Below are 22,688 nucleotides of genomic sequence, written 5' to 3' on the forward strand. Positions count from 1 at the left end.
GAAACCCGACTGCTACTGCGCCGGGAATCGTAGTTTTGGCCTAACTCTCCCTCGTTGCTATGGAAACCTCTTCGCTGACTACCGCCGCTACGCCCACCTTGCCCCTGGTACAAAACGACCCGTGGCTGGCGCCCTATGAACCCGTGTTGCAGGCCCGCCAGCAGCGCCTGGAACAGCGCCTGGCCGATATCACCAGCCAGTACGGCTCGTTGGCCAAATTTGCCACCGCCCACCAGCGCCTGGGCCTCACCTACGACGGCCGCCGCCGCGGCTACTGGTTCCGGGAATGGGCCCCGGCCGCTACGTATCTGTCGCTCACCGGCGACTTCAACAGCTGGGACCGGGGTGCGACGCCCCTGCAACAAGGCCCCGACGGCGTGTGGGAAGTGTTTCTGGCCGATAAGGACTACGCCGGCCGCCTCACCCACGGCAGCCGCTACAAGGTGCACGTGGCCAATACCATGCGGGGCCAGGACCGGCTGCCAGCCACCGTGCGCCGCGTAGTGCAGGATGAGGATACTAAGGACTTCGCGGCTCAGGTGTGGCGGCCCGAAGCCCCTTTTACCTGGACCGACCAGAAATTCCGGATTCAGAATTATGTGCGGGAGCCGTTCATTTACGAGGCTCATGTGGGCATGGCTACCGAGGAGCACCGGCTGGGCACCTACCTCGAATTTGCCGAAAAAGTGCTGCCCCGGGTGCAGGAGCTAGGCTACAACTGCATTCAGCTGATGGCCATCATGGAGCACCCATACTACGGCTCCTTCGGCTACCACGTCGCCAATTTCTTTGCCGCGTCCTCGCGCTTCGGCACGCCCGAAGACCTGAAGCACCTGATAAACGAGGCCCACAACCGGGGCATTGCCGTGCTGCTCGACGTAGTGCACTCGCACGCCGTGAAAAACGAAGCCGAGGGCCTGGCCAACTTCGACGGCTCGGGCGGGCAATATTTCCACGAGGGTGAGCGGGGCAACCACCCCGGCTGGGACTCCAAGCTGTTTGACTACAGCAAGCCCGAAGTGCAGCAGTTCTTATTGAGTAACCTGCGCTACTGGCTCGAAGAGTTTCACTTCGACGGCTTCCGCTTCGATGGCGTCACGAGCATGCTCTATCACCACCACGGCGAGGGGGTGGCCTTTGGTAGCTACGACCAGTATTTCGGGCCCGAGGTGGACGAGGATGCAGTGCTTTACCTGCAACTAGCCACCACGCTCATCCACGAAATGAAGCGCGGCGCCCTGCTCATTGCCGAAGACATGAGCGGCATGCCCGGCCTGTGTCGACCCATTGCCGAGGGTGGTATCGGCTTCGACTACCGCCTGGGCATGGGCATTCCCGACTTCTGGATCAAGCAGCTCAAGCACAAGCGCGACGAAGACTGGAGCCTGGGCGAGGTGTGGTACACGCTCACCAACCGCCGCCTCGGCGAGAAAACCGTAGCCTACGCCGAAAGTCACGACCAGGCCCTGGTGGGCGACAAAACCCTCTCGCACTGGCTCCTGGACGCGGCCATCTACGAGCACATGCACCGCGACGACCCGAGCGACATCGTAGCCCGGGGGCTGGCCCTGCACAAGATGATCCGGCTGCTCACGCTGGCGTTGGGCGGCGAGGCTTACCTCAACTTTATCGGTAACGAGTTCGGCCACCCCGAGTGGGTCGATTTCCCGCGCCAGGGCAACGACTGGAGCTACCAGCACGCCCGCCGGCAGTGGAGCCTGCCCGACAACCCCGAGCTGAAATACCAGTACCTGCAGGCCTTCGACAAGGCCATGATAACCACGGCCCGGCAGCGCCGCCTGCTTTCGGCCGCCCCGGCCAAGGAACTCAATCAGGATAACAACAACCAGGTGCTCATCTTCGAGCGGGGCGGCCTGATTTTCATCTTCAACTTCCACGTCACGGCCAGCATCTTCGACTACCGCTTCTTCGTGCCCCAGCCCGGCCGCTACCGCATCATCCTCACCTCCGACGCGGCCCAGTTCGGCGGCTTTCAGCGCGTGGACGACTCCCTTATCTACGAAACCTTCCGGGAAGATGAGGTCAACAAGCTGAGCCTGTACGTAACGAACCGCACGGTTTTAGTTTTGATGAGAGTAGGTTGAGCTTATAACTTCTATACCAACCAAAAACATTAGTTGGTATAGCACTGCAAACCCGTACTAACTATAAAAGCGAATGCTGTTGATAATTATCAACAGCATTCGCTTTTATAGTTAGTACGGTGCCTTAGTGGGCGTAACAAAGGTGGTAACAATTTTTTCTTTTAGTCTAGGTGTATAAGACTTGATGATTATTTTTTTAATTCGAATAGATAATCATAAAAGAATATATCTACTATCGCCAGAATGAATAATATAATGATAATATATATCGGTTTGAATTTGTCAAAAATCGTAAAGAGAATTTTGATATTCTTTAAATTCGGATTATCCAATTCATTTTCATTTAAAATATACTTTGCTGATTTTGCTAATATCATACCAATGATAATGCCAAGGGCAAATACATGTGCAATTCCTGCAACAATACCTAGGAAATTTCTCATTCGAAAAAAAGATTTTAATGAGGTCTTGTATCACGAGCGGTTGATACGCCAACTCTTGCCTTTATCTCAGCACCTAAAATTGCTCTAGCGCTTCCAGAAACTTCAATTCCAACATTATATATGGTGCTGTTGTCTTGGAGTGAAGTTTTGCCTTCAAAGTAATAATTTATAAAGGGGATTCCAGTCGGTAAATTAAGGGTATTGGTATAGGAGTCTGGCTTGATTATGCCTTGTCCATTTTCAACTCCCTCTAGGCCAAAGGAATATCCAAGTCCTAAAAACGCAGCTCCTACTCCAAAATCTACCTTTGATTTATCAGGTTGTCCCAAAAGTTTATTTATAAGAACACCATCTACTTTTGGTCTATTGTCTTCACGTGAATTGTAGCTGAAAGAAGCCATATTCCAAGCGCCACCTATTATCTCTGCACTTAGTTCTTTGGAAAGATCTGCCCCAATTTGAGGTCCTAGGCTTATTTTTCCCGAAAATTCCCCATAAAAATTTAAACTATAAGGAGTGCCTTTTAAAGTAAGGGTACCCGACCTAAAGGAGTACCCAGCCATGTAAGTCTTTCCAGTAGACTCACTTCTCTTTGAGTCTAGTACATGCCATGTGTAGATAGGAAAGCTATAGCTGCCATTTGCATTATATTTCCCTACGAGTCCTATCTGGCGCATTTGCGCCATTATCTCAGCAATTGGTAGAGAGGGGCCACCCATTACGGTTACTCCTTCTTGGTAGTTCATCCAGCTGGCTCCCGTGTAGTCGTCTACTACGCGCTGACCATATACGTTGCGTGGGTTGGCGGGGCGGCCGTTGATATACACGGTAGCTTCATCACCGTTCGGGTCGTTCAGATTGATTGGGTCATTCAGCGCAAATTGGTAGGGCGATACATCAGCGAAGCTGGAAGCTTTACTGTCAATTCCTTGGAAGCGACCGAGTAAGGGGTCGTAGGTGCGGAAGAATGTGCTGTACGTAGCCTGTTCGCCGAGTAATTCATCTTGCAGTTGGGAGCCGCCGTTAAACTGGTTTTTGCTGATTTTTTCGCCGGGCTGGGTGTTTACCGCTACGCCGCTGAGGTTTAGGCCAAACGGATAATAGTGGTTTTCCTGGGAGATGAGCAGCTCGTCTTTGGGGTGGCGGATGGTCAGGGAGTCAAAGAATACTGACTGGGTGCCATCGTTCAGCAACTGTACCTTCAGGTAGCCGTTCTTAGTTCCGGCGTCGGGCAGCTGAATATCCAGTACTTTTTCCAGCGGCCGCCAAGCATTGTCGAAGTAAGCCGAGGCATTCTGCCGCCCCGAGGATACCGGCTGATCTTTGTCGTCATACAACGTCCAGGCCAAGTAGGCATAGCGCTGCTGAGGAGGCAGGATCGGCCCCGCCGGCGCCATCGATTCCGCAACGACAGCCTGTTTGCGAAGGCTACCTAATAACCCGAGCACGTTTAGCTGCACGCCCAACGTTGGTTGCGGGCGGGAGTGCTCTGCCTCGGCAATGCGCGGCGGCCCAATCAGCGGAGCCACTGCCAGCAAAGGAGCCTTGCGTACCATCGTCATCGGTTCGGCCGGGGCCAGTGGGTACTGCGGTCCGTTCGGCGTCTGATAGTACACCCGTAGCTTCAGATGGTCGCCGTGCGCCACCGGAATGCGGGTATGGGGCCCGGCCTGGGTTGCCGATACAGCCCCCGCGTAGGTTCCGGGCGTGGTGCTGCCGGCATGATAAGAGGTGCCCGCTACGCGCGAAGCCGCTACGCCCTGAAACTTTGGATAGGCGCCTTCTTCAGTAGGAGTTGGCTGGCCTTCAAAAGCCAGATGCAAATCTTCCGTTTTGCTTTGTGCGCGGAAAGCCACGCGCAGGTTGCCTAAATGGTCGCGCAGATGATATTCATATACGAATTTGGTAGGGTCGTCGGGTAGCAGCAGCACCCTACCCTCCGTAGTGGGCACCGAGGCGAGCAGGGGAGCGGAGCTACCCACCGACTCGTAGGCAAAGCCATCAACGTAATCGAAGGTTCTGGTTATTGTCGCGCGGTTTTCCAGCAGCCCGCTCACCGTACGCCGTAGCACCACGCCTTCCGCGCTGTAGTGGTAGGTGATGCTTTGGGTAGGACTGTTCTGCTGTCTGTCAACTTTGTTTAGGACGTTATACGTGTAATCAACGCCCTTATTATCGTCGCGCCTGATGTTACCATTGTCATCTATCTGGTATTCATTGTTGAGAGTGCCCGCGTCCCGGAAACCACTGTTAGGGTCACCAGTATCGGTAACGCTGCGCAGCTGGTTGCCGCCGTTGGTCGAGAGCAGGTTGTAGTTGTAGGTCAGATCATCGATGAGGCGTGGTGTCGTGGTACCGTTGTCCTGCGAGTAGCGCTTCAGGGTCAGGATGTTGCCGTTGGCATCGTAGGTAATGTTGCGCTCGTCATATGCACCTGTCTCTACTCCCCAAAAGCCGGCTTCTTTCGCCTGATAATCGGCGTTGCGCAACCTACCCAAGCCATCGTAATCGAAGGTATAAGCCCGTTCCCGCTCGGGCTGGTTTTGTTGGGCCGTATTGCGTGAGTGCCATTTTACGGCCGATATTCCACCATCGTAGCGGGCCGTGTTATACAGGCCTTCTTCGGTCTGTTCCCGGAGCAGTTCCATACCGAACACATCGTTGGCATCATCGTAGCTGGCACTGCCCGAGGTTAGGGCGCTGTTGTTGATAGCCGTAAGCTGGCCGTTGATATTGTAGCTGAAATCCTCTGATTGCAGAAAAGAAACCCCGTTGTCGCGGCTGTGCAGGTTTTTCTCGACTTCCTGACCCAACTCATTGTAGACATGGTGCGCTAAAAGAATTTCTGGCTGCTTCTGCGAGTTCAGCTCGTTTTGCTGCCAGGCATCCACTAAACGGCCGGCGTGGTCATAGCCAAATCGGTTGCGAATAACGACGGTTCCGGTGGGCGCTACCTGCTTTTTGTGCGTAAATAAAAGCTGGGGTACAAAGCCTTGCTCCCGGTACACCATCGTGGTAATATCCGACAATGTAGTAGCTACATTCAGGTGGTTGTTGCCCTGCTTCTGAATCAGGTTGCCGTAGTCATCATAAAACAGGACCGAGACGAGCCAGCCGCCGTACTGTGGCGTTCCCGAGTTGTTTTCAAGTACGATGCGCTTATGAGTTACCGTCAACCGCCCACGTGTGCGTGCTGACGGTTCTGGCTGTACTACATTCGGGCCCAACACCTGGGTTTGATACTGATAGTCGGGCTGATCATTGGCATCCAGGTCATAGTCATCGAAAAACGAGCGCGACAGAATAGTACCGTTGCTTGCCGTAATCTCTGGGAATGTCTGATTGGTGGTGTAAGTCGTGTAGGGTGTGGCAGGTAATCGGTCTTCAGCCGAGCCGCCAGTCCAGGCATCCGCCAAGGCTTGTAGCTGCGTGCGCTGCGTACTAGTATTATCGGTGTAGAGGCCCTCAATAACGGCGCGGCCTTGCGCATTATACTTGGTGAAGTACCAGGAGTTTGTCGTTCTGCGGTTGCCATCCTGCACCAGAATCGGCCGGTCCAACTTGTCGTATACAATGTGAATTGCCTTGGCACCCGGCATCTGACGCGTTATTACCCGACCAATATCGTCGTAGCTGTATTGATAGAGCCAGCGGTTTTTGAAGGTGTTGTCCAAAATAATACCCGAAGCTGGCAGACGCTCAACGGCTCCCGGAGGAATGGTGTACAGGGTGCGCCCGGCATCGTCATACACGGTGTAGGTATCAAGCTTTCGGCCTGTTTCTGCCATAATCCTGCGCTGCAGAATTACGCGTTCATTAAGGTCGAGGTAGGTTTCGGTACGCCGGCCATCTGCATCCGTTTGTACGTGCTTAAACAGCGAGTTAGAGGTATAAAAGGAAGAGCCATCCAAGCCGGTCCAGCGCCGAACAAGGTCATTGCTCTGGTTCGTCTGGTAAGAGATTTTATTGGGATGACCTGCCCGGTCGGTACCAGCCTGGGTCGCCTGCTGAACGCGGGCCAACGGTGATGCTTCAACAGTAGCCGTTGAGTAAGGCTGCAAATCTGCCGCTACCCGGGGAGCTCCCAAATCATAGAAGTCGTTCTGTTCGTTTGCCGCGTCAGTATGATACGGGGCCGAGGCAGCGGTTGCCGTCTTAGCATATGGCAGATAGCTGCGGGGAGTGCCACCAAACTGGTCATACTGCTGGAAGCTAACCAGATCCTGCTTGGCAGGTGAGCCCTCTATCTGGATTTTTTGTTCGGCTCTTCCCAGTCCGTCCCAGTATGTTACCTGCTGGTTTTTCTCGGCTATGGCGAGTGTGGCTAAGTCGGCTCCCAGCAATAGTCCCCGCTTCAATACGGTAGTTTCCTTGCTGAACGAAAGAGGCATTCCATTAACGGTGCTGCCATCGTATACAACAATGTCTTGCGCACTAATAAAAGAGGTTACCTGCTTCTTAAGGATGTGATTATAAGTGTCATAGCTGGTAGTGGCAGTGTATATCCCGGGCTGAGTTATAGTTAAAGTCGAACTGTAGTTATTTGCTAGTGCAATGCCGTTTCGGCTCCAAACACCATAAGTGCCATGTGCTTTTAGGGTAAGGCCCGTTGACAAGGCAATCGGCCCGGCTATAGGGGTGTCGTCAGCAAGCGTGATGTATATGCTGGTTGCAGCAGGAAAGGACCTGTTTTGTCCAAAGGAATGACCTGGTAGCAGCTGAAGTGTGAATAGGGTTACAAAAAAGATGTACTGAAGGTATGACTGCATAGCCCGCACGTTAGTCATTTCGCTAGTAGGTAAGATTGTTTTCATTGACAAGGATATGAGCTTTGGAAATGACCTACTTCTAGCGGCGCTGAAATTACTTGTGGGGAATTTCTAAGCCGGCATTGTACCCGAAAGCGACGGACGCCATTGCGTAAAACCAATACAGAGCTAGTGGTAGAATTGCTGCCATTTACTATGTAATTCTCGGGTAGGCTAGTGTCAAGAACCCAAGTGGTTCCATTATGAGTATAAATGACCCAATCAACTTCCGCCACAATACCACTGCCACTATTAATTGTATAGGGCTCACTAAGCGTCACGCAATATTCTGTCTGGTTATTAGGCGGCAAGCTGCGGCCTAAGCAGCTTTCAGTAGCGTGGTTATTGCCGCACAAATCATATTGCGTAACCCCGTTCATACAGAAGCTTGTAATACGCGGCGGGGGCGGTGCTATACTGATGACTTTCGACTTGGAGCGTACGCCTGTTGGAGTAGTAATCTGCAACGTAACCGTGTAATTCTGCACGGTAGCCACCACAGGGAAAGTGCAGGTCGGAGTCGCCGCATTCACGTCTGAAACTACCGCCGCCGTCGAGCCAAAACTCCACACGTAGCTGATGGAATTCGCGCAGTTGTAGGTGGAAGTAAATTGGATAGGCCGTCCTGATTCCCATACTCCTTCGGTGGAAAAATCCACCAGGTCTTCCTCGGCCTGGCCCAGCGCCTGTCGATCAAACTGGCGCACGATATGCCCCCGATGGTTACGAACCAAAGTCAGCTTACCGGAACCGGCGTATTCATAGAAGGTGGTTTCGCCGCGGTCATTCGTTTCGGAGGTTTTGCCCAAACGAATGTCATAAGTCATGCTTTGAGCAATAGCGGCGGTAGGCAGCAGCAGCACATCATCGACTTTAAAAGCGGGGCCGTCGCTGCTTAGCACTACAGAGTAGTTCTGGCGGTTAGCCGACGGCAGCGTCATGGCTAGTTGCACGTGCTGCCACTCGGAAGCAGAAGCCGTAACTGCCACTGATTTGGTGGAAAACACAGCGCTAGAGCTGGTGGTAATCACCTGCACCACCAGATTGCCCGCCGAAGGCGACTTCACCCATAGGCTCAAGCGGTAGGTTGGCAGGCTGGTCGTGCTAGCCGGCATTGGCAGGGAGGCTTTCAGCGTTACTCCGGAGCCCATAAGCAGCCCTTTGCTGCCAGTGCGAGCAGCCGATGCGCCCGGTTCCGTATTTGCCGGGTTGATCTGCCATTGCCAGGGTAAAGTCGACTCGAAGTCTGAGAACCGGGCCTCCGAAGCATACGCATGCTGGAGTTGCAGTGCCGGCAAGTTGCCTTGGTAGCCTAAGTGTACGCCACTGATGAGCTGGCCCGCTTTTTTATTGACGGAAACAGGCGCGTGTTTGTCATTTACTTCTTCAATGGCTAGCTCGGGGCGCAAATGCGCAACGTCATATTTCCATTGCCAGGTACCATTTTCAACAACCGCTCTGGCAGAGTCTGCATACGTCTGCGGGGTGGCTGGTTGCCAGGCAAGTACCTGATAAGGCCGGCTCATTTGGCTATAGGTGCCGGCTTCCATACGGTATGTATTCAGGGTTACACCCAGCAACTGTACCTGGCGAACCATGCTGGTGTTGACGGTGATAACCTCCTCAATGGTTTCAATTACGTCGCCCGTTATCTTTTCATCATAGTAGCGCTTTACCAAAGGCTGGATACCAGCCGATAAGTTGGAAGAGCTGGAGGGGGGTAAAGCATAATCGGCGGCGTGCTTGTAACGGGTGCGATACGTGCGCCCATTGCTGCCCGTGCGTACCAGTGTTGTCAACAGGCCCTGGGCATTGTAGCCATAGCGTGTGAGCGACGATACAGCGGCACTGGTCAGCTCCTGGTTGTAGGTAGTCTGGGTTTCGCCAACTAAGGCAATCTGACAATCTGTAAGCAACTGGTAGCGGGCGCAGGCATACACAGCTGGCGAGGCTGAGCCTATCTGGTCGTAAGTGAAGCCCATAACCCAAGCAGAGGAGGCGGGTCGTAAATCCCGGAATGCGTAGTTATAGTCGAGGGCCTTTACCAGTACGGGAGCCGCTGTCCCTACTGGCTCGGCGTAGTGGGTCACTTTTAGCGGGAGGCCCCGGGCAAAATGCAAGCTGCTACTCGGGGCTAGCGGATAACCATCGTAGCCAGGGGAATAGGGCGCGTTCGGGGTAGTGCAGCCTGCTGCCATGCGAGCTAGCCCTATCACGGTTCGTTGCCAGGCGGGAGCCATGGCGCTTGCCAGATTGCTGCTTTCATCGGCAATGCCCAAACCAGTTAGGGAGAAAGTCGTGACGCTACTGCCCCGACCCGAAACAGACTCCGTAACGCGGCCGTAGCCCAGCGGCCGGTCTTCAAACGCATCAATGTTGATATCCTCATTAAAGCGGATGGTGGCCGCCGCCCAAAGGTTGGTTGGAGTTGCGCTGGCTGGCGGTACCTGCAAGGCAAAGCAGGGCATCCGCAGCAAGCGGCCACTCGACTCGCCGCTGGTTTGGGTGTAACTATAGTTTCGTTTCTGCCAGATGGCGTTGGCGTTAGCTGCGTTGTCGGTCCAGCTCACGGTTTTGATGCGGGTGCCGGGGCCATAGTAGGGCAGCGTGCCATTCCAGCTGGAGGCCTGCGCTACCGGGTCGTAGAAGCGGTGGGGCTCGTATTCCAGCTTGATCTTGCCGCCACTAGGCAGCCGCACTTCCGTTAAGGTGCCCAGCAGCGTAGACTCCTCGAAGAAATTGCCCTGACCACTACCGGTGGGGTCAGGCCAGCCATTCGATTTCCACGGGGGCTGCTCTGTGCCGGCGGGCCTTCTGTCGCCGCCGTTCAGTTGAAACTCCCCGGGGCGGCTGCCAGTGTTGGGCAACGGAAATAGGCGGTAGGGCGCGTTCGGATGCACTTGGGCGGAAAGGTCAGTGGGGCCGCCTTGCGGCCCTGGGTACCCGTATATTTGCGGTTCAATCGAGGCTTCGAAATCCACCCGTATATAGCCCCAGAGGTCACGCTCCAAGCACCGCGGAGGCGGAATAGCGGCAATGGCGGTAACTGGGTTTATGCGATGGTACGTGAAGTAATAGTTAGCCGGCAGTCCGCAGATTGGCTGGATCTTGACGTTGGTCAAGAACCGACGCTTGGTTAGAGAAGAAGAGGTCTCAATTAGATGAGAGTCCTGATCTTTCCAGTCACCTTGAGTTGATCGGTCCGTTGGGCGTACTTCCGTGTAACTAAAGAATATTTGTTTTACTAAATTATCGGTGCTTCTCAGTAAAGAAGAAATAGTAATACGGTTTAGATAATAGCCATCACCATCTTGTTCTGGATTATTATCCAAAACGATGGATAAAGTAGGTGTAGTAATCTCCGTTAGAATTTGCTTGTTACGCTCTATCAGCCAAGTATAGTCCTTATGAAGTTCGTAGGGATTAGCTGAGTCAAAATAACCAAAAGAATTATTTTGCAAGGATACTTCCGACTGGTCAGGAGTCGTTCTGTAGGTGAGATAAATGCTTTCGGATTGTGGATTGCTTATTCGAGAAGCATTCCATTGAGTGGCAAATGTTACACCAAAACAAGTTCTGTTATACCCATTTTGGTCTTTGTAATAATAGTACTCGCGGGCAAAGTAGCTGGGAGTAGCAGTTTGTTCCATACTGGCCTTTCGGGTCACGGTTGGAACATCAAATTGATATTCCATTCCTTCAGGCGTTTTAAGAACGAATTTATTAATATAGCTAGCGCCATCTTCCGCATAGCCTCGCGCTTGCGTAAGCATAATCGGATCATAAGGGATGGTGCGAGCAGCGCCAGTCGCATCGAACACGAAATGGCCGGAGTGCCCCGGTACGGAATAAGAAAAAACATCCGGTTCGGAGTCGTACATTGTTGCCGGGTTATTCGTACCAGAAGGCTGTTCCAATAGGCTGATTAGTGCCTTGGCTTGCCCTTCAGCAGCCGTAGTGCAAACCGTCTTATCCAACGGATAGGTATAGTCCGTAAAGTTTGCTAAAGCATCTTTACGCGGTTGGGCTTGCGCTTCGGCACTCAACCAGCCATACCGCTTCGTTTGGACGCTAGCATCCGGCCGGAAGTCGTCGGGTAAGCCCCGGACTACCCGGTTAATAGTGGGTAACCCTGCCAAGGACCAGTTGACCCCCACCAATCCTCCTCTGTTATCTACTTTCACGCCGCTAGCAGCATGAGAAAGAATAACAGGCATTGTCAGCCCCTTAATCTCGGGAGTAGCAATAGGAATTGTTACGTGGGCAGTACCCGTAAACTGATCAACCGAAACCTCTTGCTGAGCAAGAATCGGGGTAGTGCCAACTCCCAAAAAAAGCAGGGATAGTAAACTTAAACTTCGAGTTGTAGTATTACTAAAGAAATTCTTTTTTAGAACACGTACTGTCCTAATACTTTTGGTGTACTCGTTGTGCATACAGCTCCTTTTCCCCAATACCGAATTGGCATCAGGCGATAAATGACAATTTTTTTCAAAACTGAAATAGGATTATCCGTCTCGTTTTCGAAACAGACAGCTGCAAGAGGAGTGTAAGTAGTAGAGCGGTTATACCTATTACTCAGATAGGCTATAGTAGGCGCAATCTATGTATTAAATAACCTGGTAATTACAACTGCTTTGTTTTTATATTAACTAAAATATGCTATGAGGAAATGGAAGGCCGGCCGTTTTTATAGCTTTTGTTTAAAGCTTGGATTGTACGGCTAGCAGTATTTGTCACTTTTTCAGCTGGTGGATGCTGGTTTCGAATCTTTTGCTTCCGTAAGCCAGCATGCGTATTCCTGCCGTAGGTGTAGGCCAACATGCCTAACGTGGCGTGAGCGCCACTCACCGCAGTCATGACTTCGGCCAGCTCCTCGCACACTTGTACGGTCCACTCGGTTGTATCTTGGCTGAGCGTTACGCTAGACCAAGTCGCCGGGCTACTTGCCGATGGCCTCCCGGGTAGCCTTGTGCACCAGCAGCAGGTAATGGCTATCCATCCGGGCTAGGTTCAACTGAAACGCTTAGCTATCCATTGTGCTGTGCACACGCACCTAGCCTTTGATACCAAACACAAAGGGCACATCCAGCGGTGAAGTACGGAAACAGCCGCCGCCCCCAGCTGTTTTCAGTTGGGCTTCCGAAGAATGAACGAGAGTCATATCGGCTACCTTAATAGTTAGTCGAGCTTTTTACCCGCGCTGATCAGCTCAATGGATTCCTTAATGCGGCGCATCCGGGTTTCGGGCTTCTTGGCCCGCTCTATCCACTGCACATACTCGCGGCGGTAGGGGTAGGGCAGCTGGTCGAACTTGGGGCGGAAACCTGACTGCGACAACGCCCGCTCCAGGTCCTGGGGCAGCTCGAAGGAGGCTTCCTCAGTATCGAGTTGGATGATGACGTCGACCGGCAGGCCCCAGGTTTTGTCGATGGCCCGGCGAATCTGCTTGCCCACGGGCAGCATGTATTCCCCATCCTTGTTCTGCACCAGGGTGAGGCGGAATGGGAAGCCGTCGAGGGTGCCGCGCACATGAAACGGCGGCTTCTGGTGAAAAGCCTCGGTAGGCTCGAAGGGAATCAGCAGCTGCACGCCGCCATCGGTGTCGTCGAGTTCGAGGGTACCGGTAAAGCGCTGTTCAAAGGAATCGGACATGAAAAAAGAAAAAAGCGGGCCGCAGACCGGCTAGGAGCGGGAAGCTACGCTGGTCAGGGCCTCGTTGATGGCGGCGGTGTCGGTGGCAGCAACCACCCGAATGCGGGCCGCAGGAAGAGAATAAAAGGAAGTCAGGCGCTGGGCCAGCGCCTCCGTGTTGGCCAGAATCAGCTCGGCCCGGCGCAAAGTTAAGCGTTCCAGCTCCAGGATCCAGCCCCGGTCGGCGGGCGAGTCGCGGTCGGCGGCCAACGACTGCACGTGCAGCACCAACGGGCAGCCCGTCATCTGCCTGATTTCGAGGGCAGCCAGCCAGGCGGGCCAGGCAGCGGCATATATCACCCCAAAGGGCTGGCTCACGGCCATCGGCGTAGCAAACCGGGCGTATTGAATCACCCGAAAGTTCAAGTCGCCGCCTTCCACTCCGTCCAGCGCCTGCAGGGCCTGAATAAAAGAAGCTTGCCCGGCCGCATCCTTGGCCGACATAGGTGCCGGCGCGGCCGGAGAAGTATTCTCCAAAACCCCAGAGTCCAGCGTCAGGTCGTTCTGGGGCTGGCTCAGCGCTTCGGCCTCATCGGTCCCCATTTCGGCGGTGGCCACGGCAAATTCGTCCGAGTTGAGTAGCGTCTGGGGCTCCTGAGCAGTAGTCGGGGAGGCTATGCTCGGCGTAGCGGTCGGGCTGCTGGTGGCAGCTACGGGATATTCCGCTACTATCGTTTGGTTATCGGCCTCGTGCGTGCCGGAGCCGGTATAGGGAGCGGCTGGGGCCTGCCACGTGCCGGGCAGCCCTGCGGGGCGGGCCGTGGCGGCTGCTAGCTGCTCGTTGCTCAGCGTGTTGAGGCTCAGAATCTGGTCGGTGGCCGTTAGCGCGGAGGCTTCGGGCAGGCGGGGCACGATGACGGAAACGGGGGTAAAAGCGGCTAAGCGGCGGGAGACATCCAGGGCCGGCGCGGCGGTAGGTTCGGCACCCTGGGCCGAGTCATCCCAGCCCAGCAGTAATACCTTGAGAGGATGACTTTCCATAAGAATCAATGCGTAACGGCGAAAAGAGAAGCGAAAGAAAAAGGGCCCGGATACGGTCCTGTTGGGGTTTCAGGCCTTGGGAAGCTAATGTTAGGCAAAATTCGCGGGAATCGTTTTTACCTTGCAGGCTTAAATTGCATTGCTTCCGGCCGGGCCGGATTTTTTTTGCGCTATTTCTTCTCCTCGAATACACACCCGATGGCCGATACGATTCAGGAAAACAACTACATGGTCAATGACCTGGCCGCCCGTGGGAAGCAGGAATTCTTCCCCGGCCAGGTGCTTTCCTGCGTGCAGCAGGGCAATGATTTCCTGCTGACCTGCGACAATGGTGTGCAGCTGAGCGTGCAGGTCATTACCGACAAGATACTGCGTTTCCGTTACGCTACCGAGGTGGGCTTTGCCGCCGATTTCAGCTATGCCGTGCCCGCCGACCAGCCCCGGCCGGCCGTTGAGTTTCTGGAGTTTCGCGAGAAGCCCGACCACTACCGCATCACCACCGACCGCCTGATTTGCACCCTGGCCAAGGAAAACCTGCGCGTGCGGGTGCTCGACCGCTCGGGCAACGTGCTCAGCAGCGACGAAAAGGGCTTCCACTGGGAATACGACTACGAAACCGGCAACGACATCGTCAAGATGAGCAAGCAGGTGCAGAGCGGCGTGCACTACTACGGCCTCGGCGACAAGCCCGACAACATGAACCTGCGCGGCAAGCGCTTCACCAACTGGGGCACCGACACCTACGGCTACACCAAAGGCAGCGACCCGCTCTACAAGAATATCCCGTTTTACCTGGAGTTGCAGCAGAAAACGGCCCACGGCATCTTCTTCGATAACACCTTTAAAGCCTCGTTCGACTTTGCTGCCGAGCGGGCCGACGTGACCAGCTTCTGGGCCATGGGCGGCGAGATGAACTACTACTTCATCTACGGCCCCAGCCTGCTGGAAGTAACCCAGGAATATACCCGCCTCACCTGCCCGCCCGAAATGCCGCCGATGTGGGCTTTGGGCTACCACCAGTGCAAGTGGAGCTATTTCCCCGAAAGCAACTTCCGTGACATTGCCAAGGGGTTCCGTGACCGGAAAATCCCCTGCGACGCGCTGTATCTGGATATCGACTACATGGATGGCTACCGGTGCTTTACCTGGAGCCCCACCCACTTCCCCGACCCCAAAAAGATGGTGCGGGAGCTGGCCGAGGATGGCTTCAAAACCATCGTCATCATTGACCCCGGCATCAAGATTGACCCGCAGTACAGCGTGTACACCGAGGCGCTGGCCAACGACTACTTCTGCCGCCGCGCCGACGGCCCCCTGATGAAAGGCTCAGTGTGGCCCGGTCTGTGCAATTTTCCCGACTTCACCCGCCCCGACGTGCGCGACTGGTGGGCCGGCCTGTTCAAAGGGCTGATTGCGGAAGACGGCGTGCGGGGCGTGTGGAACGACATGAACGAGCCGGCCGTGTTCGAGAAGGGTACTTTTCCCGACGACGTGCGCTTCAGCTACGACGGGCACTCAGCCTCCCACAAAAAGGCCCACAACATCTACGGTATGCAGATGGCCCGGGCCACGGCGGCCGGCGTGAAGCAGTTCAGCTACCCCAACCGGCCCTTTACCATCACCCGCAGCACCTACGCCGGCGGGCAGCGCTACTCCTCGGCCTGGACCGGCGACAACATTGCCAGCTGGGAGCACCTGTGGCTGGCCAACATTCAGTGCCAGCGCCTGAGCATCTCGGGCTTTAGCTTTATCGGCTCCGATGTGGGCGGCTTTATTGATACGCCCGACGGCGAGCTGTACGTGCGCTGGGTGGCGCTGGCTGCCTTTCACCCGTTTTTCCGCACCCACAGCTCCGGCGACCATGGCGACCAGGAGCCCTGGAGCTTCGGCGAGCAGTACCTCGACCTGGCCCGCGGCTTCATCGAGCTACGCTACCGCCTGCTGCCCTACATGTACACCACCTTCTGGCAGTATGTGGAGCAGGGCACGCCGGTGCTGCGCCCCCTCACCTTCCTCGACCAAAACGACACGGAAACCTACCTGCGCATGGCCGAGTTCAGCCTCGGCGACCATCTGCTGGTGTGCCCCATTACCCAGGCCGGCGCCGACGGCCGCTGGATGTATTTGCCCCGCGGCGACTGGTTCTACTACTGGACCGACGAAGCCAAGGCCGGCGGGGCCGAAGTGTGGGCCAGCGCCCCGCTCGACCGGATTCCGCTGTTCGTGAAAGCCGGCGCCGTTATTCCGATGTACCCGCTGATGCAATACGTAGGCGAGAAAACTGTGGAAGAGCTGACGCTGCACGTCTATTATAAGAATGGCACCGAAAGCAGCGTGGTGTACGACGACGGTGGCGAAGGCTACGGCTACCAGCAGGGCCAGAGCACCACGCGCCGCTTCACCGTGGCCGGCACGCCCACCAGCCTCACGCTCACCCAGGCCATCGAAGGCGACTACCAGCCGTCCTTCACCACCTACCGCATCGTGCTCCACGGGCTGAGCTTCGGCCCGGGCCAGGCCACCGTCGATGGGGGGGGCGGCACCTTGGCTGAGGCTACCACCGATACTGGCCTGACGCTGCCCGAGCTGGTGGTGCCCAGTTCATTTACCACGGTGGCTATTGCCGCCAACGTTGAAAAAGCCAGCTAAGGTTACGGCTGCAGTTTTGCCCGAAGCCCCTTTGCCGCCCGGCAGAGGGGCTTTTTTTGTGCTCGTTGTAGGGGCAGCTGCAAGAAATGCAGGTGTTGGTCCCGGCAAAATGGGTGTTGGTGTAACAAATTTCAGCCAACTGACGGGTTGAGGTACGTTTGTGTCATCCCAACAGCAGCCCGGCAACCAAAGGCGTTTGCGTCTCAGCTTTCGCGTCAGAGCACTCCATACATTAGCCAGCAGCAGACGCGCAACCCGGTAGTTGATCAGGTGAAAAACGGGATAAGGGGTAAAAGGGTACTTATTATTATCTGATTAGATAGTTATTTTATTCGATCCTCTAGATTATGAAAAAGCCGGCCCGGCGTAAAAATCGGGTCGGCTTTTTCCTTTGCTGTGTCAAGTAGTTTTTTGTGTTAGTAGCTGTCTGTAATTTATGGCAGACGATGATTGTTGCGGCTGGTTGCTATCAGTTGCAGTAATTCATTGGTCATATAAATTATGTTGGTGACCAGTGGTGCTGTGCTAAGTGTCTGCTGTGAATAGCTATAGCAGAAGCCTGTGCCATTTTATTGATTATAAGCCCAAACAAGATGTTTAGGGCTGTTGGTACTTCGAAAGGGAGGATTGGTGTAATGTATTTTTAAGCCGCCGCTGACTACTCTATGTTTGTATCATCAGAATCGCAAAAGGGAATATTACAAGGGGTTGTTTTGGTTTGATAGTTATTTCATAATGAATTTTTATTAACAGGTAAATTATTTTATGACAATGCGTTATTTAAGCTAAAGGGGTTAGCAGTATTTTTATTTTATGTTGATGATTATCTGTTCTGTTTATTATTTTATCATTATCGTTATTTAAAAAAAGAACCCGGCTATTTTAGCCGGGTTCTTTTTTTGTGGCCTGCGCAGTAGCCCGCCAATAACCTGCTGATTATAGATGGTCGCGCAGGTATTGGTATACTTCCGGGTTGGAAAGCAGCCCCGCGTGGCTTTGCTGCGCGAATACGCGGGTATGCACCTGGGAGTCAGGTGGCAGGGCTGGGTCGCCGAAAATGCGGCCAACGGCGCTGCCGGCTCCTACCAGCCCGTCGCCGAAATAGTGATGGAGCGCCGAACCGGCCGTTTTGAGCAGTGAGCCCACCAGCACATGGTATTGCACACCGGGTAGAGGCGGCACCACCGTGCGAGGCGGCATCAGTACGTCATCGGCGTGCGGGTCCTGCCAGTCCTGGTCCACAAGCAGGGCGTGGCGTAGGTCCTTGATGCCGTTGCTACGCTGGTCCATGGCCCGGCTTAGGAAGCGCGTCGGGGCCACGTTGATTTTGCGCAGCATTACGGACGTGAGGTGGCTGTTCTGCTCTAGAAACGACCCATCGTTGGGCACGCCCAGCAAAAACACCGACCGGAGCCGGCTCAACCAGCTGGCGGGCGTTGCCGGGCCGTGCGTGCCGTAGTAGCCGGCGCTGCGAATTACGAGGCCGCCCATGGAGTGGCCCACCAACACCAGCTCGCCCACGGCTTCCGCATGGGTTTCTACCAGCTCGGTAAGTAGTTGGGACAGTAGCTGGCCATTTTGAGAAATGTGCAGGCCGCTGTTGTAGCGCACGTAGAGGCAGCGTACCCCGGCCTCACGCTGCAGGAGCGGGCCGTAGCGCGGCGTATCGGGCGAGCCCGCCTGCCAGATCATCTCGTCGCCCATCAGCCCGTGCAGAAAGACCACCGTAGTCAGGGGCGGAGCGGTCAGGGGCAGGTCGGCCACGGCCACATCGGCCCCGAGCTGGCGGAAACTTAGCTGGATAGCCCGGTAGTCGTGGCGCTCAGCCAGCTGGTCGCCGATGGCCCCGTTGAGAATGGGCAGGGTAAAGTGCCGGTAGGCCTGGCCGGCCTGGTACAGATAATCGAAGCCCTGCACCGGAAGCGAAGCCGCCCTTCGCGCGGCGGCCGAAAAGCGGCGCCAGCGCGAAGGGCGGTCAGCAGAATCCCCGGTGGGAGTGGTAGGATCGGTCACGGAATCAAGAGTTTGTGAATTACCGGGCCGTCGGGCGTGTCGAGGCGCAGGGTGTAGACGCCGGCCCGCTGGCCCCGCAAATCTACGGTGCGCAAGCCACTTGCGTTGGCCGGCGCGGCCGGCTGGCGCACGATGATGCGGCCCGTCATATCGGCCACGGTGTAGGCGGCGCGCACCCAGTTAGCTTCCCGGGAAGTGGAGAGCATAAACAGGCCATCAGCGCTGGGGTTGGGGTACACCGTAACGGCCGCATTGCGGGCCGCATCGAGGGTAGGAGTAGCCGTGCCGCTTAGTACCACATCATCGATATAGAGACTGGTGCCGACGGTCGGCGCGTCGTTGGTGCTGGAAATAAATACAATGCGGATGGAATCGGGGGTGGCAGATGAGGCGTACTGCAGTGGAATTGTGCGCAGCGTATACGTGCTGGCGGGAGCCAACTCATCGGCGCCGGCGGCTATTACGGTAGTCTCGGTGCCGTTCCACTTCGTCAGAATTATCTGGGCCCCGGCCATTTCAGTAGCGGCGGCGGCCCCGGTAAGCTTATAGTAGAATTGCATATTGGCCGGCCGGCCGGTAAAGGGAATGCCGCCCGGAAACTCCGAATCGATGGTAGCACCGGCGCCGAGGCCCAGAATGCCGGGAAACGTGAAGCCAAATATTGGGTTGGATTTGTTTTCTAGCAGGGCCGCATACGTACCGCCATGCTTGTCGATGGTCTGGCTGGTAGTGCTCACCGGAAACGGAAAGCCCGAATTGGCCAGCACATCGTCGAAGGTAAACCAGCTAGTGGGGGCCAGGGCGGTACCGCGGGTTTGCCAGGTTTCGAGCGTGCCGTTGGGCAACGTCTGAGCGGTGGCCGACAAGGACACGGCGGTGGTCAGGGCCGTGAGGCAGAGGCGTACAAGTGTTTTTTTCATAGCTGTGGAGGTAAGGTTTTTATCAGAGATGCCTAAGCTGGCAATAGGGTTGCCAGCGCTCCAAAGGTACAAGGTGAAAGGTGCTTAGTCCAATCACATCTTTATGCGATCCTATCGGTGGGGTTAGGCTCTGCGCTGAAACACCGCGTAGAGCAGCCCCAGAAAGCTGCCCGCCAACAGCCCGCCGATGTGCGCAGCATTATCTGTAGAGCCCGTGCCTTGCAGGCCTGCCTGCAGCTGACTGGGCACGAGCAGCAGAATAAGCCAGAACAAGCCGAAGCGCTGCTGCCGGCTCAAAGGCACGGCTCCCGTCACGGCCAGGGCCAGCAGCAGTCCGTAGAGCCCGAAAATGGCCCCGGAAGCTCCCACTGAATTAACGCCCGGCGCGTGCCACCACAAGCTCAGCAAACTGCCCCCCACGCCGCTGAGTAGATAAACCAGCAGCAGCCGGCCCGGCCCGATTAGCGACTCGGTGAGCCGCCCCAGAAACAGCAGGGCCAGGGAATTGAGCAGCAAATGTGCTAGCCCGCCGTGCAAAAAGCAGCTAGTGAGCAGGCGCCAGGGCTGGCCGTGCAGTGTGAGCGGCGAAAAGTTGGAACCCCAGGCCACCAGCATAGCCGCTTGGGGCTGAAATACGTCGGCCCCGGCCTGTACCATGAGGCCAAACACCAGCACGTTGAGCGCCAGCAGTAGGGGCGTTACGAAGTAGGTGGCGGAAGGTCGGAAAAGCTGCCCCAGCGCATCGGCGGCCACGCGGTACCAGGGCTGCTCGGCCGGTACGGCTACCGGGGGCGGGGCAGCGGCCGGGGTTAGCTGCTCGGCCGTGGGCACCAAGCCACGCTGCTGTAGCTCGCGCACGGCAGCCTCGCCCAGCGCGGGTGGGTAGCGGCGGGCATTCTGGGCCAGATAGAGCAGCTCGGCGTCCGTCTTTTGGGCAAATAACTCAGGTAGGGTAGGGCCGGTTGCCATGGTCGGAGTAAAAGCCGGCAGCGCCGGAAAAGTTTGTTGCCGGCCTTATTCCCGGGAAGCCGCCGCGGCGCGCTTGGTCGTTACGACCACCGCGCCCGAATGCGCCCGGGGACCGAAGGCAGCAACGGCGGCTTTGCCATTCACTACCAGCACGCGGGCAATGGAATCGGGGTGGAGGCGGGCTACTTTTTCCGGCGCGTCGCCGGTTTGCGGGTCGCTGGCCAGCAACTCGCCATCCAGCACGTAGAGCGGATTGTGGCCCGGGCGGGTGGGGGGCAGCTGCAGCTGCTGAGCTACGGCCGGGGCTGCTTTGGGCTGGCGGGCCTTGGTAACGGTGCCGGGCTTAATGCGCTGCCCCACTGGCACGCCCAGCAACCCCTGGCGCATGTACAAAATGGAGTCGTTCATGAGCATCGAATACTCCGTCAGCACCGCCGCACCTACCTTGTAGGCATCCCGCTGCGCCTCCAGGGTGTTGATGCGAGTAATGGCCACGCGCGACATTTGCTGGAGCTGCCGCGACATGGTAGGCCGTAGGCGGTGGTCGTACACTAGTACGCTGGTCAGGCGGTGCCACTTATCGAGCGTCATATCGGCCTGGCCGGGAAAGGTGGCGTCGAGCTGGTCGGCTACGACCTGGTCGAACAGGTAGTTCGAGGGGTTTTCAGCCTCCCAGAAACGGCGGGCCAGCAGCAGAAACTTGCGCTGGGCAGCGGTGTCGGCCCGCTCGGCGGCAGGCAGCGTGGCCGGCATCTTCTTCAGCTGGGCCGTGGTCAGTGAATCGAAGGAGGGCATCTGGTGGGTGGCCACCGATACCAGCTCGGCGGGTTTGGCTGGTGCTACTGCCTGGGCAGGCTTTTTGGCTCCCGAAGGCCACAGAAAAAAGCCGGCGGCCACTACCACGAGGCCCACCCCGATGGCCGGGGCCAGCCAGTGCCGGGTGGGTGCTTCCTCGTCGTAGGCGGTATCAACCAGCGGGAGCTGGGCTGGGTTGGCGGCTACGGGGTAGGAAATAGTCACGCCCCGCCGGTGTAGCTCCTTGCGGGCCGCGTTTACTAGCTCGGAGTGGTAGTACGTCGGGTTTTGAACCAGGTAGAGCAGCTCGGCCTCCGATTTGGAAAGCAGAAAATCAGCGTTGGAAGAAACGGGGGCAGACATGAAGAAAGCAGAACAATAAGGCCAGTATCAATCCGTAAGTTGGGGAAAACCGCGGGCAAAACCACTGGGAATTATTAAACCAGCCCACCCGCCCGGCGTATAGCATAGCAGCACGTAGCCGGCCGGCTGCGGCTTCCTAACCCAGCACCTGATTCTTATGCAAGATCCTGAGGAAATTCCCACTGACGGCCGCAACATTCAGCAGGCCACCACTTCCCAGTCGGAGCAGCGCCAGCCCGAAGGCCGGCAGGCCCCCGGCACCGACGCGCTGCGGGGCAACAACGGCGACGACAACTCCGGCAGCGGCGGCACCGCCGGCGGCCACGCAATAAAAGGCCGGCGCGTGAGTACCGGCCCCAACTACGACCAGCCCGGCAACGCGGCCGACGGCGACGTGGGCGGCAGCACCATTTCCAGCGGCACCGGCGTATCGGGCGGTGAAACCGGGCAAGTACCGCAGCTGTAGCTGCTCATAGGTTGTTCTGCCTAATCAACTAACAGCCAGAAAAATTAACAATCAACTACTAATCAACCACCAACCACCCTCATGGCAAACCAACCCAATAATGCCGGCACCTCTTCTGAAGACAGCGGTGCTCAGCGCGTAAGCACCACCAGCCACGGCCAGGACGGCACTTCCAAAAATGAAGCGCAGGCCGCCGCTCAGAAAGCCGACGACGCCCAGAACAACACTACCAGCACCCAGAGCAACATGGGCAACGGCGACGGTATCCGGGGCGACTACGGCGACGCCAGTCAGACTAACGGCATGGAAGGCGGCAACAAAGACGAATCCGACACCCGCCAAAACCACAATTAGGGGCCGCTTCAGCTGTGTAGTCGATTAAGTTCTGTGAAAATGCTGCCTGGGCTATATAGAAAGCCAGGGCAGCATTTTTGCATTTTTAGCCAGCCTTCATCCAGCAGTAAGGGCTGATTTTGGGCGAG

At 56.2% G+C, this 22,688-nt stretch carries 13 protein-coding genes; 4 read left to right on the top strand and 9 right to left on the bottom strand.

Annotated features, from left to right (window positions below; genetic code table 11):
* Window positions 1-59: 59 nt before the first annotated feature.
* Window positions 60-2,105, top strand: coding sequence for an alpha-amylase family glycosyl hydrolase (locus LGH74_RS06595; protein WP_226173560.1), 2,046 nt, complete (start codon window positions 60-62; stop codon window positions 2,103-2,105).
* Window positions 2,106-2,293: 188 nt separating this feature from the next.
* On the opposite strand, the gene LGH74_RS06600 is transcribed toward LGH74_RS06595, so the two are convergent.
* The 5 genes from LGH74_RS06600 to LGH74_RS06620 form a co-directional block, all read right to left on the bottom strand.
* A complete protein-coding gene (locus tag LGH74_RS06600; RefSeq protein WP_226173561.1) occupies window positions 2,294-2,548 on the bottom strand; it encodes a hypothetical protein in 255 nt (84 codons plus the stop codon).
* Between the two features lie 14 nt (window positions 2,549-2,562).
* Entirely contained in the window at window positions 2,563-7,362 is a 4,800-nt protein-coding gene (locus tag LGH74_RS06605; RefSeq protein WP_226173563.1) for a DUF6443 domain-containing protein, read from the bottom strand.
* Entirely contained in the window at window positions 7,359-11,687 is a 4,329-nt protein-coding gene (locus LGH74_RS06610; protein WP_226173565.1) for a hypothetical protein, read from the bottom strand. Before LGH74_RS06610 ends, LGH74_RS06605 begins: the two co-directional genes overlap by 4 nt.
* A gap of 850 nt (window positions 11,688-12,537) precedes the next feature.
* On the bottom strand, window positions 12,538-13,011 hold the full coding sequence (locus LGH74_RS06615; RefSeq protein WP_226173567.1) for a YdeI/OmpD-associated family protein: 474 nt from the start codon (window positions 13,009-13,011) through the stop codon (window positions 12,538-12,540).
* A gap of 30 nt (window positions 13,012-13,041) precedes the next feature.
* Window positions 13,042-14,031 (bottom strand): glycosyltransferase, encoded by a 990-nt coding sequence (locus tag LGH74_RS06620; protein WP_226173569.1) that lies wholly within the window; start codon window positions 14,029-14,031, stop codon window positions 13,042-13,044.
* 198 nt (window positions 14,032-14,229) lie between these two features.
* Here LGH74_RS06620 and LGH74_RS06625 point away from each other — a divergent pair, with 198 nt between their 5' ends.
* Window positions 14,230-16,680 (top strand): glycoside hydrolase family 31 protein, encoded by a 2,451-nt coding sequence (locus tag LGH74_RS06625; RefSeq protein WP_226173571.1) that lies wholly within the window; start codon window positions 14,230-14,232, stop codon window positions 16,678-16,680.
* A 936-nt stretch (window positions 16,681-17,616) separates the two neighbouring features.
* On the opposite strand, the gene LGH74_RS06630 is transcribed toward LGH74_RS06625, so the two are convergent.
* The 4 genes from LGH74_RS06630 to LGH74_RS06645 all read right to left on the bottom strand — a co-directional run bounded on the left by LGH74_RS06630 (window position 17,617) and on the right by LGH74_RS06645 (window position 21,740).
* Complete coding sequence (locus tag LGH74_RS06630) at window positions 17,617-18,693, bottom strand: esterase/lipase family protein (RefSeq protein ID WP_226173573.1); 1,077 nt, start codon at window positions 18,691-18,693, stop codon at window positions 17,617-17,619.
* Window positions 18,690-19,613 (bottom strand): T9SS type A sorting domain-containing protein, encoded by a 924-nt coding sequence (locus tag LGH74_RS06635; RefSeq protein WP_226173575.1) that lies wholly within the window; start codon window positions 19,611-19,613, stop codon window positions 18,690-18,692. Before LGH74_RS06635 ends, LGH74_RS06630 begins: the two co-directional genes overlap by 4 nt.
* Before the next feature lie 123 nt (window positions 19,614-19,736).
* Window positions 19,737-20,582, bottom strand: a complete 846-nt coding sequence (locus tag LGH74_RS06640) for a rhomboid family intramembrane serine protease (protein ID WP_226173577.1) — start codon at window positions 20,580-20,582, stop codon at window positions 19,737-19,739.
* Between the two features lie 45 nt (window positions 20,583-20,627).
* Window positions 20,628-21,740, bottom strand: a complete 1,113-nt coding sequence (locus tag LGH74_RS06645) for a hypothetical protein (protein ID WP_226173578.1) — start codon at window positions 21,738-21,740, stop codon at window positions 20,628-20,630.
* A 157-nt stretch (window positions 21,741-21,897) separates the two neighbouring features.
* Here LGH74_RS06645 and LGH74_RS06650 point away from each other — a divergent pair, with 157 nt between their 5' ends.
* Complete coding sequence (locus LGH74_RS06650) at window positions 21,898-22,206, top strand: hypothetical protein (RefSeq protein WP_226173580.1); 309 nt, start codon at window positions 21,898-21,900, stop codon at window positions 22,204-22,206.
* 81 nt (window positions 22,207-22,287) lie between these two features.
* On the top strand, window positions 22,288-22,560 hold the full coding sequence (locus LGH74_RS06655) for a hypothetical protein (RefSeq protein ID WP_226173590.1): 273 nt from the start codon (window positions 22,288-22,290) through the stop codon (window positions 22,558-22,560).
* Window positions 22,561-22,688 lie beyond the last annotated feature (128 nt).

This window comes from Hymenobacter lucidus (assembly GCF_020447265.1).
Taxonomy (GTDB): domain Bacteria; phylum Bacteroidota; class Bacteroidia; order Cytophagales; family Hymenobacteraceae; genus Hymenobacter; species Hymenobacter lucidus.

Coding starts and splice junctions, on each gene's coding strand:
- LGH74_RS06605 (WP_226173563.1), bottom strand. CDS start 7,362: ATGAAAACAATCTTACCTACTAGCGAAATGACTAACGTGCGGGCTATG.
- LGH74_RS06640 (WP_226173577.1), bottom strand. CDS start 20,582: ATGGCAACCGGCCCTACCCTACCTGAGTTATTTGCCCAAAAGACGGAC.
- LGH74_RS06600 (WP_226173561.1), bottom strand. CDS start 2,548: ATGAGAAATTTCCTAGGTATTGTTGCAGGAATTGCACATGTATTTGCC.
- LGH74_RS06615 (WP_226173567.1), bottom strand. CDS start 13,011: ATGTCCGATTCCTTTGAACAGCGCTTTACCGGTACCCTCGAACTCGAC.
- LGH74_RS06635 (WP_226173575.1), bottom strand. CDS start 19,613: ATGAAAAAAACACTTGTACGCCTCTGCCTCACGGCCCTGACCACCGCC.
- LGH74_RS06620 (WP_226173569.1), bottom strand. CDS start 14,031: ATGGAAAGTCATCCTCTCAAGGTATTACTGCTGGGCTGGGATGACTCG.
- LGH74_RS06645 (WP_226173578.1), bottom strand. CDS start 21,740: ATGTCTGCCCCCGTTTCTTCCAACGCTGATTTTCTGCTTTCCAAATCG.
- LGH74_RS06655 (WP_226173590.1), top strand. CDS start 22,288: ATGGCAAACCAACCCAATAATGCCGGCACCTCTTCTGAAGACAGCGGT.
- LGH74_RS06625 (WP_226173571.1), top strand. CDS start 14,230: ATGGCCGATACGATTCAGGAAAACAACTACATGGTCAATGACCTGGCC.
- LGH74_RS06650 (WP_226173580.1), top strand. CDS start 21,898: ATGCAAGATCCTGAGGAAATTCCCACTGACGGCCGCAACATTCAGCAG.
- LGH74_RS06595 (WP_226173560.1), top strand. CDS start 60: ATGGAAACCTCTTCGCTGACTACCGCCGCTACGCCCACCTTGCCCCTG.